12 protein-coding genes are annotated in these 11,884 nt (G+C 70.3%); 2 read left to right on the top strand and 10 right to left on the bottom strand.

All coding sequences use genetic code 11. From position 1 onward, the window contains the following. Nucleotides 1–41: 41 nt before the first annotated feature. The 4 genes from ilvC to miaA all read right to left on the bottom strand — a co-directional run bounded on the left by ilvC (nucleotide 42) and on the right by miaA (nucleotide 4,689). The gene (gene ilvC, locus NON00_RS00065) at nucleotides 42–1,058 is read right to left on the bottom strand and encodes a ketol-acid reductoisomerase (RefSeq protein ID WP_256016134.1); all 1,017 of its coding nucleotides are present in this window, start codon (nucleotides 1,056–1,058) and stop codon (nucleotides 42–44) included. Nucleotides 1,059–1,238: 180 nt separating this feature from the next. Then, nucleotides 1,239–1,763 (bottom strand): acetolactate synthase small subunit, encoded by a 525-nt coding sequence (gene ilvN, locus NON00_RS00060; protein ID WP_256016131.1) that lies wholly within the window; start codon nucleotides 1,761–1,763, stop codon nucleotides 1,239–1,241. Nucleotides 1,764–1,815: 52 nt separating this feature from the next. After that, nucleotides 1,816–3,612, bottom strand: coding sequence for an acetolactate synthase 3 large subunit (locus tag NON00_RS00055; protein ID WP_256016128.1), 1,797 nt, complete (start codon nucleotides 3,610–3,612; stop codon nucleotides 1,816–1,818). Between the two features lie 60 nt (nucleotides 3,613–3,672). Next, nucleotides 3,673–4,689 (bottom strand): tRNA (adenosine(37)-N6)-dimethylallyltransferase MiaA, encoded by a 1,017-nt coding sequence (miaA, locus tag NON00_RS00050; protein WP_256016126.1) that lies wholly within the window; start codon nucleotides 4,687–4,689, stop codon nucleotides 3,673–3,675. 26 nt (nucleotides 4,690–4,715) lie between these two features. Here miaA and serB point away from each other — a divergent pair, with 26 nt between their 5' ends. Then, nucleotides 4,716–5,609 (top strand): phosphoserine phosphatase SerB, encoded by an 894-nt coding sequence (gene serB / locus NON00_RS00045; RefSeq protein WP_256016123.1) that lies wholly within the window; start codon nucleotides 4,716–4,718, stop codon nucleotides 5,607–5,609. A gap of 156 nt (nucleotides 5,610–5,765) precedes the next feature. On the opposite strand, the gene NON00_RS00040 is transcribed toward serB, so the two are convergent. The 4 genes from NON00_RS00040 to hflK all read right to left on the bottom strand — a co-directional run bounded on the left by NON00_RS00040 (nucleotide 5,766) and on the right by hflK (nucleotide 9,972). Then, complete coding sequence (locus tag NON00_RS00040) at nucleotides 5,766–7,298, bottom strand: DegQ family serine endoprotease (RefSeq protein WP_256016120.1); 1,533 nt, start codon at nucleotides 7,296–7,298, stop codon at nucleotides 5,766–5,768. 203 nt (nucleotides 7,299–7,501) lie between these two features. Then, entirely contained in the window at nucleotides 7,502–7,693 is a 192-nt protein-coding gene (locus NON00_RS00035; RefSeq protein ID WP_256016117.1) for a DUF2065 domain-containing protein, read from the bottom strand. A 12-nt stretch (nucleotides 7,694–7,705) separates the two neighbouring features. After that, nucleotides 7,706–8,698: a protease modulator HflC gene (gene hflC, locus NON00_RS00030; protein ID WP_256016115.1), complete on the bottom strand. Its 993-nt coding sequence runs from the start codon at nucleotides 8,696–8,698 to the stop codon at nucleotides 7,706–7,708. After that, nucleotides 8,695–9,972, bottom strand: coding sequence for an FtsH protease activity modulator HflK (hflK, locus tag NON00_RS00025; RefSeq protein ID WP_256016112.1), 1,278 nt, complete (start codon nucleotides 9,970–9,972; stop codon nucleotides 8,695–8,697). The genes hflC and hflK overlap by 4 nt, the downstream gene beginning before the upstream one ends. Nucleotides 9,973–10,159: 187 nt before the next feature. On the opposite strand from hflK, the gene NON00_RS00015 reads away from it, so the two are divergent. Next, a complete protein-coding gene (locus tag NON00_RS00015) occupies nucleotides 10,160–11,314 on the top strand; it encodes an Mrp/NBP35 family ATP-binding protein (RefSeq protein WP_305123130.1) in 1,155 nt (384 codons plus the stop codon). Nucleotides 11,315–11,438: 124 nt separating this feature from the next. On the opposite strand, the gene NON00_RS00010 is transcribed toward NON00_RS00015, so the two are convergent. Continuing rightward, complete coding sequence (locus NON00_RS00010) at nucleotides 11,439–11,657, bottom strand: hypothetical protein (protein WP_256016490.1); 219 nt, start codon at nucleotides 11,655–11,657, stop codon at nucleotides 11,439–11,441. A 15-nt stretch (nucleotides 11,658–11,672) separates the two neighbouring features. Next, nucleotides 11,673–11,884 (bottom strand): hypothetical protein (locus tag NON00_RS00005; RefSeq protein ID WP_256016109.1); only part of this gene is annotated, 212 nt, incomplete at its 5' end.

Here is an 11,884-nt window from a genome sequence, read left to right as displayed (position 1 = left end):
AAGCGTCCCGCCTCCCAACCCGACGGCGGCAGCCTGAAAAATTAATTCCTGGACTTGTCGACCAGGGCGCCCTTGGTGATCCAGGGCATCATGCCGCGCAGCTTGGTGCCGACTTCCTCGATCGGGTGCTCCGCCATGCGGCGGCGCGTCGCCTTGAAGGAGGCCTGGTTGACCTTGTTCTCCAGCATCCAGTCGCGGGTGAACTTGCCGCTCTGGATGTCGTTCAGCACGCGCTTCATCTCGGCCTTCGTCTCCGGCGTGATGATGCGCGGGCCCGTCACATACTCGCCATACTCGGCGGTGTTGCTGATGGAATAGTTCATGTTGGCGATGCCGCCCTCATAGATGAGGTCGACGATCAGCTTCACCTCGTGGAGGCACTCGAAATAGGCCATCTCCGGGGCGTAGCCGGCTTCCACCAGCGTCTCGAAGCCGGCCTTGATCAGCTCGACCAGGCCGCCGCAGAGCACGACCTGCTCGCCGAACAGGTCGGTCTCGCACTCTTCCTTGAAAGTCGTCTCGATGATGCCCGAGCGGCCACCGCCAACGGCGCAGGCATAGGAGAGCGCGATCTCCAGCGCATTGCCCGAGGGGTTCTGGTGCACGGCCACGAGGCAGGGCACGCCGCCGCCCTTCTGGTACTCGCCGCGCACGGTGTGGCCGGGGCCCTTCGGCGCGATCATGAAGACGTCGATATCGGCGCGCGGCTCGATCAGGTTGAAATGCACGTTCAGGCCATGCGCGAAGGCCAGCGCCGCGCCGGGGCGCAGATTCTCGTGCAGGTGGTCGCGGTAGAGGTCGCCCTGGCCTTCATCGGGGGTCAGCACCATCACCACATCGGCCCACTTGGCGGCCTCGGCGGGGGGCAGGACCTTGAAGCCGGCGGCCTCGGCCTTCTTCGCGGAGGCGCCGGGGCGCAGGCCGATCACGACCTCGGCCACACCGGAATCCCGCATGTTCATGGCATGGGCATGGCCCTGGCTGCCGAAGCCGATGACGGCGACCTTCTTGCCCTTGATCAGGCCCACATCGGCATCACGATCGTAATAGACGCGCATCTCGCGTACTCCCCCGTTCAGGTTCCAACTCTTTGCGAGAGGGGCGCCGCCCCTCTCGCGCTCTCCCCGCCAGGACGCTGAGCGTCCTGGACCTCCCACAGAAGGCGGGGGCCCCCAGAGAAAATTGGGGTGGCCCTGCCACACCGGCGGGGGTCCAGGGGGCAGCGCCCCCTGGCCGCGTTAAACGGAAATGCTGCCTGTCCCGCGCGCGATGGCAACGGCACCGGTGCGCGACACCTCAGCCAGCCCCAGCGGGCGCATCAGGTTGATGAAGGCATCGAGCTTGTCCGCATTGCCCGTCATCTCGAAGACGAAGCTCTCCGTGGTGGCGTCCACCACGCGGGCGCGGAAGGCATCGGCGAGGCGCAGCGCCTCCATCCGCGCCTCACCGGTGCCGACCACCTTGATCAGCGCCAGCTCGCGCGTCAGGTGCGGCCCCTCCAGCGTCAGATCCGCCACCTTGTGGACGGGCACCAGACGGTCCAGCTGCGCCTTGATCTGCTCGATCACCATCTCCGTGCCGGAGGTGACGATGGTGATGCGCGAGAGCCGGCCCTCGGCATCGACGGGCGCCACGGTCAGGCTGTCGATGTTGTAGCCGCGGCCGGAAAAGAGGCCGATGACGCGCGCCAGGACGCCCGCCTCGTTCTCCACCAGCACCGCGATGGTCGCGGCGCGATGCGCCATATGGGAAGGATCGGACATGCGGGTCCCTGCGAATTCTTCAGCGTGACACAGCGAAGGGGAAAGGCGGCGCTCAGACCAGCGCCGTGCCCTCATCCGTCACCCCGGCGCCGCCGGTGATCTGGTTCGAGGCCAGCAGCATCTCGTTATGCGCGGCGCCCGAGGGGATCATGGGGAAGACGTTTTCCTTCTCGTCCACGCAGATATCGGCGATCACCGGGCGGTCGATGGCGATCATCTCGCGGATCACGCGGTCGAGGTCGTCGCTGCTCTCGGCGCGCAGGCCGACGCCGTGGAAGCTCTCCGCCAGCTTCACGAAATCCGGCAGGGCGGAGGAATAGCTCTCCGAGTAGCGGCCGCCATGCAGCAGCTCCTGCCACTGGCGCACCATGCCCATATACTGGTTGTTGAGAATGAACACCTTCACCGGCAGGCGGTACTGGGCGAGGGTCGACATCTCCTGGATGTTCATCAGGATCGAGGCCTCGCCGGCGATGTCGATCACCAGCGCGTCGGGGTGGGCGACCTGCACGCCCATCGCCGCCGGCAGGCCATAGCCCATGGTGCCGAGGCCGCCCGAGGTCATCCAGCGGTTCGGCTTCTCGAAGCCGAAATACTGGGCCGCCCACATCTGGTGCTGGCCGACCTCGGTGGTGATGAAGGTCTCCTTGCCGCTCTCGCGTGTCAGCTCGAAGAGGCGCTTCACCGCGTGCTGCGGCTTGATGATGCGGCCTTCCTGGACGTAGCGCAGGCAGTCCCGCCCGCGCCACTGGTCGATCTGGCGCCACCACTCGGCCAGGGCCGGGCGATCCTGCGGCGCGGCATCGGCCTCCCAGGCGGCGATCAGCGCGCGCAGCACGGCCGCCGCATCGCCCACCACCGGCACCTCGACCTTGACGTTCTTGTTGATCGAGGAGGGGTCGATATCGGCGTGGATCTTCTTCGAGTTGGGCGCGAAGGCGTTGAGCCGCCCGGTCACGCGGTCATCGAAGCGGGCGCCGATGTTGAACATCACGTCGCACCCGTGCATGGCGAGATTCGCCTCGTAGGTGCCGTGCATGCCCAGCATGCCGAGGAATTGCGGGTCGCTCGCCGGGTAGGCGCCGAGGCCCATCAGCGTGTTGGTGCAGGGAAAGCCCGTCATCCGCACGAACTTCGTCAGCAGCGCGGAGGCTTCCGGCCCGGCATTGATGACGCCGCCACCGGCATAGACGATGGGGCGCTTCGCCCCCTTCAGCAGGGCCACGGCCTTGGCGATCTGCGCCGCATCCGGCTCCACCTGCGGGCGGTAGGAGCGGTGCTCGGTCTCCGGCGCCGGCTTGTAGGGGCCCTTGCCGATCAGGATATCCTTCGGCAGGTCGATCACCACCGGGCCGGGGCGGCCGGAGCGCGCCACATAGAAGGCCTCGTGCACCGTCTCGGCCAGCCGGTCGATGTTCTTGACCAGGTAGTTGTGCTTGGTCGCCGGGCGGGTGATGCCGGTGGTGTCCGCCTCCTGGAAGGCGTCATTGCCGATCAGATGCGTCGGCACCTGCCCGGTGAGGCAGACGAGGGGGATGCTGTCCAGCAGCGCATCCACCAGCCCCGTCACCGCATTGGTGGCGCCCGGGCCGGAGGTCACCAGCACGCAGCCCACCTTGCCGGTGGAGCGGGCATAGCCCTCCGCCGCATGCACCGCCGCCTGCTCATGCCGCACCAGGATGTGGCGGATGGCGTTCTGCTGGAAAATGGCGTCGTAGATCGGCAGCACGGCGCCGCCCGGATAGCCGAAGATCACATCGACGCCCTGCTCCTTCAGCGCGCGCAGGACGATCTCGGCACCCGTCAGGGACTGGGTGTCGGATGCGGCGGGAAGGGTGGCGGAGGACATGATCTGACGGGCTTTCCTGCGGGTTTGCCTTGCCGGCTGGTTTCGGGCCGGGCCACCCCTCTACGCCGCTCCTCCGCCCGCGTCAACGCGAGAACAAACAAACGCGAAAATTTCCGCGCTTTCGCTTTCTGAAAATTGCTTTAGCCCCGTCACCCGCGCATGGATCGTATGCATATGGCTCGGATCGGAAATCTTCTGATGCCGGAACCATGTCGCCTGCCGCTTGGTGTATTGCCCGATGGCGAGGCAGGCCCGCTCCCCCGCCTCCGCCAGCGTCATCCGCCCCGCCAGCGCGGCGGCGATCTCCGGCACGCCATGCGCGCGCATCGCCGGCAGGGCCGGGTCCAGCCCGCGCGCCAGCAGCGCCCGCACCTCCTCCACCGCCCCGGCCTGCATCATCACCTCCCAGCGGCGGCGGATGGCGGCGCGCAGCGCCTCGCGCGGCGGGTCCAGCAGCAGCGCGGCGAAACGCCAGGGGGCGGGGCCGTGCTCTTCCGCCTGCCCCCCTGCCTGCCCCGCCGCCTGCCCCTGCGCCTGCCACGCCGCCAGCCCGCGCCCCGTGCCGCGCCACACCTCCCAGGCGCGCGCCAGCCGCTGGCTGTCGCTCGGGCGCAACCGCGCCGCCGTCTCCGGGTCCACCGCGGCCAGCCGGGCATGCAGCGCCGCCGGCCCCTCCCCCGCCAGCAGCCCGCGCGCCTCGGCCCGCGCCGCCTCCGGAATCGGTGGAATCTCAGCGATGCCCGCGACCAGGGCGCGGAAATACATCCCCGTGCCACCGCACAGGATAGGCAGCCGCCCCGCCGCCCGCGCCACCGCCATCTCGGCCAGCGCCCGGCCCCGCCACCAGGCGGCGCTCGCCGCCGCCGCCGGGTCGCGCTCGCCATAGAGGCGGTGCGGCGCCTGGGCCTGCTCCGCAGCACTCGGCTGCGCCGTCAGGATCTCCAGCCCGGCATAGACCTGCATGCTGTCCGTATTGATGACCGTGCCGCCCAGCCGCTCCGCCAGCCCCAGCGCCAGGGCGGATTTGCCGCTCGCCGTCGGCCCCGCCACCAGCAGGGCGAAAGGTTGATCCGTCATGCGCGGACAGGCATGGTCCGCCCCCCATGCAGCATGTGCTCACCCTGATCGCGCCCGCCGGCCAACTGCCCGCGGCGCTCCTTCCCACGGTCCGCGCGGCCCTCACCGGCCTCGGCGCCCATCTCGGCCAGCCGGACTGGCTCGCCGAGGCCGAGGCGCTGGACCTGCCCTTCGGCAACCTCGCGCCCGAACAGGCCGAGGCCGCGGCGCGCGCCACCCTCGGCGCCGGCGCGCCCGTCGACGTCATCGCCCAGCCCGCCGAAGGCCGCCGCAAGCGCCTGCTGGTGGCCGATATGGACAGCACCATCGTCACCAGCGAAACCCTGGACGAGCTGGCCGCCTATGCCGGGCTGAAGGACCGCGTGGCCGAGATCACCCGCCGCTCGATGAACGGCGAGATGGATTTCGCCACCGCCCTGCGCGAGCGCGTCGCCCTGCTCCAGGGCCTCGGCCTCGCGGCGCTGGAAGAAACCTGGAAGCAGACGGAGCTTATGCCCGGCGCGCGCGAGCTGGTGGGCACCATGGTGGCCCATGGCGCGCATTGCGCCCTGGCCTCGGGCGGGTTCACCTTCTTCACCGGGCGCGTCGCCGCGCGGGTGGGCTTCACCAGCCATCATGCCAATGTGCTGGAGGATGATGGCACCGCCCTCACCGGCCGCGTCGCGGAGCCCATCTTCGACCGCGATGCCAAGCTGACGACCCTGAAAAAGCTGGCGGCGGAGCTGGGCCTGCCGCTCTCCGCCACCCTCGCCGTCGGCGATGGCGCCAACGACCTCGCCATGATCGGCGCCGCCGGCCTCGGCGTGGCCTACCACGCCAAGCCGGTCGTCGCGGCTGCGGCCCGCGTGCGGGTGGATCATAACAACCTCAGGGCTCTCCTCTTCGCCCAGGGCTACCGCGCCAGCGCCTTCGTTTCCTAGGGCAACAGGCAGAAAAAAAGGCCGGGGGAATGAATTCCCCCGGACCCCCTTCTTTTTTCTGTCCGTTTTGGGCGAGACGGGCACGCGCACAACAGCCACCCCGGCCCCATGCAGCGCCCCGCCTCTCCGCCAGACGGCGGCAGCCCGAAAGAAAAATCAGCCGGGGCTGCCGCTGCGCTCGGGTTGCAGGCGCAGGGGGACGAAGCGCTGGCCCTGGCCATTCTCGATCAGCATCAGCGCGCTCGGCCGGTTCTGCTTGCGCAGGCGGGCGATCTGCTCCTGCACCTCCTGCGGCGAGGCAACGCGGTTCTGCTGCACCTCGACGATCAGGTCGCCGGCGCTGATGCCACGCTCCGCCGCGCTGCTGCCCGGGGCGACATCCGTCACCACCACGCCGCGCGCGTCATCGCGCAGGCTGAAACGCTCCTTCGTCTCGGGCGAGATCGGCGCGACCTTCAGGCCCAGGCCCGAAAGCTCGATCGTGCTGCCCGGCTTGGCCTGCTGCGGGGCGGGGCTGGCGCTGGCCACCTGCTGGTCCGCCGGCAGCTCGGCCACCGTCACATCCAGGTTCTGCTCCCGGCCACCGCGCCAGACGGTGACAGGCGCCTTGGTGCCCACCGGCGTCTCGGCCACGATGCGCGGCAGGTTGCGCATCTCCCGCACATCCTGGTTGTTGAAGCGCAGGATGACATCGCCATTCTGCACGCCACCCTTGGCGGCCGGGCCATCCTCCTGCGCCCGCGCCACCAGCGCGCCGCGCGGGCCGCCCTGGAGGCCGAGGCTCTCGGCGATCTCCTCCGTCACCTGCTGGATGTTCACGCCCAGCCAGCCGCGCCGCACCTTGCCGCTGTCACGCAGCTGCGCCACCACGCCCTTGGCCAGGTTGGCCGGAATGGCGAAGCCGATGCCGATCGAGCCGCCGGAGGGGGAGACGATGGCGGTGTTGATGCCGATCACCTCGCCCTTCACATTGAACAGCGGGCCGCCGGAATTGCCGCGGTTGATGGCGGCATCCGTCTGGATGAAGTCGTCATAAGGGCCGGCATTGATGTTGCGGCCGCGCGCCGAGACGATGCCCGAGGTGACGGAACCGCCAAAGCCCAGCGGATTGCCGATGGCCAGCACCCAGTCGCCCACCTCGGCGCTGTCCGAGTCGCCGAAGGGCACGGCGGGCAGCGGCTTGTCGGTCTTGACGCGCAGCACGGCGAGGTCGGTGCGGCTGTCGGCGCCCACCAGCTCGGCCTTCAGCGTCGTGTTGTCCTGCAGCACGACGTTGATCTCGTCCGCGCCATCGATGACGTGGTTGTTCGTCACGATGATGCCGGAGGAATCGATGACGAAGCCGGAACCCTGGCTCTGCGCCCGGCGCGGCGGCTGGCCCGGGCGGCTGCCCGGCGGCCGGTTGCGCTCGAAGAAGTCGCGGAACAGCTCCTCGAAGGGGCTGCCCGGCGGGGCCTGGGGCATCTCCGGCGCGTCAGGGCGGTTGCCCCGCGCCTGGATGGTCTGGCTGGTCTGGATATTGACCACGGCTGGCAGGAGCCGGCGGGCCAGCGGCGCGAAACTCTCCGGCGTGGTGTGCACCGAGCCCTGCGCCGGCGCCGCCGGAGCCGGCTGGGCCAGTGCCACGAAGGGCGTGGAGAGCGGCGCCGCGGCAACCGTGGCACTCAGCAGTAGGGTGGCGAGACGCATCGGGCAAACCTCGCTTGCGACAATCATTGTCAGGGCCGGATGGCCCGGTCATCCCGACATAAGGCGGGGCCACCGGGACCGGAAGGGCAGGCAAGGCCCAGCATAAGGGAAAAGCTGTTACAAAAAGCCTCGCACCCTTGCGCTGCCGCGCTTTTCCCCGCCCGGCCTCGCGGCGGCGGGGAAAAGAGGGGCGCGCGGGCGGCTCAGCCCACCAGCAGCGTGGCCAGGGCCACGCCGGCCACCGCCGCCGCCAGCCCCGTCCAGCGCAGCCGCTCCGGCGGCAGCAGCGCCAGATTCGCCACCGCCCGCTGCATGGCGCCGGGAAAGACCGCGTAGAGCAGCCCCTCCAGCGCCAGCACCACCCCCACCCCGGCCAGGAGTTGCGTCAGGCTCAAACCGGACGCCCCTTATTCCGTGGGGCGCGCCGGGGCGGGTGCCGCACCGGCCGGGTCCGTGGGCGCGGCCGCCGGGGCCGCAGCGCCCGGCTGTGACCCAGGCAGGGGCGCCGCCGGGGCGGGCGTCACCCCCGGCAGCGGCAGGCCCGGCTGGCTCTGCCGGAAATAGCGGAAGAATTCCGAATCCGGCGTCAGCACCAGCCGCGTCTCACCGCCCGAGAAAGCCTCGCGATAGGCCTGCATGGCGCGGTAGAAATTGTAGAAATCCGGATCGCGCTGGAACGCCTCGGCGAAGAGGCGGATCGCCTCCTGCTCGCCCTGGCCGCGCAGCGCATCGGCCTGGGCCTGGCTCTCGGCCAGGATCACCGTCCGCTCGCGCTCCGCCCCGGCGCGGATGCGCGCCGCCACCTCGGCACCCTCGGCGCGCGCCTCGCGCGCCACGCGCTCACGCTCCGTCTGCATCCGGCCCAGGATGGCCTGCGTGTTCTCCGGCGGCAGGTCGGCGCGGCGGATGCGCACATCCTCCACCCCCACGCCGAAGCGCCGCGCCTCCTCATTCACCTGCCGGCGGATCTCACCCATGATCCGCGCGCGGTCGGAGGACAGCACGGCCAGCAGCGGCTCATTGCCCAGCACGCGCCGCATCGCCGAGACGACGATGGAGGAGAGCCGCCCCCGGATGCCGCCTTCCTGCGCGCCCGCCGTCTGGAAGAACAGCAGCGGGTCGATGACGCGGAAGCGCGTGAAGCTGTCCACGATCAGCCGGCGCTGGTCGCCCAGGATCACCTCCTCGCCCGGCGCGTCGAAATCGAGCAGCCGCCGGTCGAAGCTGATGACCGCCTGGATGAAGGGAACCTTGAAATGCAGCCCCGGCTCGTTGATCACCCGCACCGGCTGGCCGAACTGGGTGATCAGCACCTGCTCCGTCTGGTGCACGGTGAAGGGCGCATTGGTGGCGGCCAGCAGCGCGATGGCGGCGACACCCGCCAGGATCAGGCGCTTCATCGGCCGCCTCCCTGCCCGGGCCGGCCCATCGGCGTGGCACCCGGCGCCCCGGCGGGCGGCCCGGCGGGAATGCCAGAGGGAATCCCGGCGGGGGCCAGCGCCTGCGGCGGCACCGGCGCGCGCGGCGCGCCATCGAGCGGCAGATAGGGCACCACGCCCTGCAGCCGGTCATCCACCACCAGCTTCGGGTTGCGGCGCAGGATCTCCTCCATCGTCTCCATGTAGATGCGGCGCACCGTCACATCCTTCGCCACCTGATAGGCGGAGAGCACGCTGGTGAAGCGCGCCGCCTCACCGCGGGCCCGGGCGATCTGGCTTTCCTTGTAGCCCTCGGCCTCCTGCAGCATGCGCTGCCCCTCGCCGCGGGCGCGCGGGATGATGTCGTTGCGGTAGGCCTCGGCCTCGTTGCGCTGGCGCTCACGGTCGGCATTGGCGCGCTGCACGTCGCGGAAGGTGTCGATCACCTCCGCCGGCGGGTCCACCTTCAGCAGCTGCACCTGCGTCAGCTCGATGCCCGAACCATACTGGTCGAGGATGAACTGCACCCCGCTGCGCACCCGCGTCTCGATATCGGCGCGCGCCTCGGTCAGGGCGGGCTGGATCGGCGTCTGGCCCACCACCTCGCGCATCACGCTCTCCGCCGCCGACTTCACCGTCTGGTCAGGGTTGCGCGTGTTGAACAGATAGGCCCCGGCATCGCGGATCCGCCAGAACACCGCGAAGTGGATGTCGATGATGTTTTCATCGCCCGTCAGCATCAGGCTCTCGGCCTGCACATCGGCGGCCGGGGTCGGGCGCAGCTGCGGGCTGTCATTCGGCGCGCGGAAGCCGATGTCGATGCGGTTGATGCGCGTCACCCGCGGCGTCGTCACGCTCTCCACCGGCCAGGGGATGCGGTAGTTCAGGCCCGGCTGCGTCACCCGGCTGAAGGCGCCGAAGCGCATCACCACGCCCTGCTCATCCGGCTGCACGCGGTAGAAGCCGCTGGCGCCCCAGGCCAGCAGCACCACGGCCGCGCCCAGCGCCAGCCAGCGCCCGCCGCCCGCGCCGCCCGGCAGGAACTGGCGCAGCGCCTCCTGCGCCTGGCGGATCACCTCATCCAGGTCCGGCCCGCCAGAGCCACCACCGCCAGGGCCGCCGCCACCAGGCCCGCGCCCATTGCCACGGCCGCCCCCGCCGCCGCCCTGGGGCGGCTGCCCCCAGGGTCCGCCGGGGCGTGGATTGCCCCAAGGGCTGCCTCCAGGGCCGGATCCGCCACTCGAATTCCAGGGCATTATGCCTCGCGCTCCCCTCTGCCTGTGCTCCCGGCCCCGGCAGTTTCTGCGGACGCTTGCGCACGGGACGTGCATGAGCGACAGGGCCAGACCATATGTCGCCCTGTCCGGGCCGGGCGCAATGCATCCGCATCATTCCCGGCGAGGGCGGGGCCGATATTGTCCGCGTTGGAGGGGTTTTCAAGCGATGTCAGAGACTCTGGCGGCCGCCGTGCGCACCGCCCTGGCCGGGGTGACGGACCCGGAGACGGGGCTGGACGTGGTCTCCTCCGGGATGCTGCAAGGGCTTTCGGCGCGGGACGGGCTGGTGCAGTTCGCCCTCGCCGTGCCGCGTGAGCGCGCCCGCGCGCTGGAGCCGCTGCGCGCCAGCGCCGAGCGCGCCGCCGCCGCCGTGCCGGGCGTGCTCTCCGCCACCTGCGTGCTGACGGCGCATCGCGACATGCCGGCCCCCGCCGCCAGGGATGGCCAGGGGCATGGCCACGCCCATGGCGGCGGCACCGCCCGCGCCACCCGCCCCGCCCCGGGCCAGGGCGGCAATCCGGGCGGCGGCCTGCTGCTGCCCGAGATCGGCGCCATCATCGCCATCGCCTCGGGCAAGGGAGGCGTCGGCAAGTCCACCACCGCCGTCAACCTCGCCGTGGCGCTGGCCGCCGGCGGGCTGCGCGTCGGCCTGCTGGATGCCGATATCTACGGCCCCTCCCTGCCCCAGATGCTCGGCACGCGGGAGAAGCCCCGCGCCAGCGAGGGGCGCATCCAGCCCATCGCCCATTGGGGGCTGAAGGCCATGTCCATCGGCTTCCTCGTCGAGGAGGAGACCCCGATGATCTGGCGCGGCCCGATGGTGATGGGCGCGCTGGAGCAGATGCTGGGCCAGGTGGAATGGGGCGCGCTGGACGTGCTGGTGGTGGACATGCCCCCCGGCACCGGCGACGCGCAGCTCACCATCAGCCAGCGCGTGCCGCTGGCCGGGGCCGTCATCGTCTCCACCCCGCAGGATGTGGCGCTGATCGACGCCCGCCGCGGCATCCGCATGTTCGAGAAGGTGAACGTGCCGGTGCTCGGGCTGGTGGAGAACATGTCCTATTACTGCTGCCCGAATTGCGGCCACACGGCCCATATCTTCGGCCATGGCGGCGCCCGCGCCGAGGCGGAGCGGATGGGCGTGGAATTCCTGGGCGAATTGCCGCTGAAGCTGGAAATCCGCGAACTGGCCGATGCGGGCACGCCCATCGTCGCCGCCCGGCCGGAGAGCCATGAGGCCGCCGCCTACCGCGCCATCGCCGCGCGCCTGCGCCAGAAGCTGGGGCAGAAGCAGAGCGGGCCGAAGATTATTGTGGAATAGAATTTTCTTTTTCTGAAGAAAAAGAAACAAAAAGACTTTCTGTCAGTTTGGCGTCCCGCCTCAGGCCACAGGCGGGACGCTTTCTGAAAAAATTTTTTTGGTTCTTTTTTTAAAAAAAGAACGCTTAACCGGCCTGCCGGCTCCGCCCCATGCGGTAGCCCAGCCACAGCACGGCGACGAGCAGCAGCGCCAGGGCGGCGTCATGCAGCAGGAAGGTAAACACCGCCCAGATCAGCCCGAGAATGGCCCAGGCCAGCCACAGCCCGAAGGAAATGGCGGCCAGCGCCATCATCAGCGGGAAGCCGATCAACAGCCCCAGCACGAACAGCATCAGCAAGCCCATCGGCACGCCCCTTTCTCACGCCCGGCCCTTGCGCGGGGCGGGCGGTGCCGGGCGTGGGGCGGTGGCGCGCCCCAGGGCGAAGCCTCCCACCCCCACCAGCAGCAGCAGCGCCCCCAGATCCCCCACAAAGGCCACCGCCAGCGGAACCCCCACCAGCAGCACCGCCACACAGATGAGCACGGCCATCCAGCGGCGCCAGGGGAAATCGCGCAGCCTCTGCCCGAGGC

The organism is Roseomonas sp. GC11 (genome assembly GCF_024437745.1).
In the GTDB taxonomy this organism is placed as follows: domain Bacteria; phylum Pseudomonadota; class Alphaproteobacteria; order Acetobacterales; family Acetobacteraceae; genus Pseudoroseomonas.
The sequence above is the reverse complement of the archived record's forward strand: the minus strand, read 5'-3'. Positions and strand labels throughout refer to the sequence as shown.

Coding starts and splice junctions, on each gene's coding strand:
- ilvC (WP_256016134.1), bottom strand. CDS start 1,058: ATGCGCGTCTATTACGATCGTGATGCCGATGTGGGCCTGATCAAGGGC.
- ilvN (WP_256016131.1), bottom strand. CDS start 1,763: ATGTCCGATCCTTCCCATATGGCGCATCGCGCCGCGACCATCGCGGTG.
- NON00_RS00055 (WP_256016128.1), bottom strand. CDS start 3,612: ATGTCCTCCGCCACCCTTCCCGCCGCATCCGACACCCAGTCCCTGACG.
- miaA (WP_256016126.1), bottom strand. CDS start 4,689: ATGACGGATCAACCTTTCGCCCTGCTGGTGGCGGGGCCGACGGCGAGC.
- serB (WP_256016123.1), top strand. CDS start 4,716: ATGCAGCATGTGCTCACCCTGATCGCGCCCGCCGGCCAACTGCCCGCG.
- NON00_RS00040 (WP_256016120.1), bottom strand. CDS start 7,298: ATGCGTCTCGCCACCCTACTGCTGAGTGCCACGGTTGCCGCGGCGCCG.
- hflC (WP_256016115.1), bottom strand. CDS start 8,698: ATGAAGCGCCTGATCCTGGCGGGTGTCGCCGCCATCGCGCTGCTGGCC.
- hflK (WP_256016112.1), bottom strand. CDS start 9,972: ATGCCCTGGAATTCGAGTGGCGGATCCGGCCCTGGAGGCAGCCCTTGG.
- NON00_RS00015 (WP_305123130.1), top strand. CDS start 10,160: ATGTCAGAGACTCTGGCGGCCGCCGTGCGCACCGCCCTGGCCGGGGTG.
- NON00_RS00010 (WP_256016490.1), bottom strand. CDS start 11,657: ATGGGCTTGCTGATGCTGTTCGTGCTGGGGCTGTTGATCGGCTTCCCG.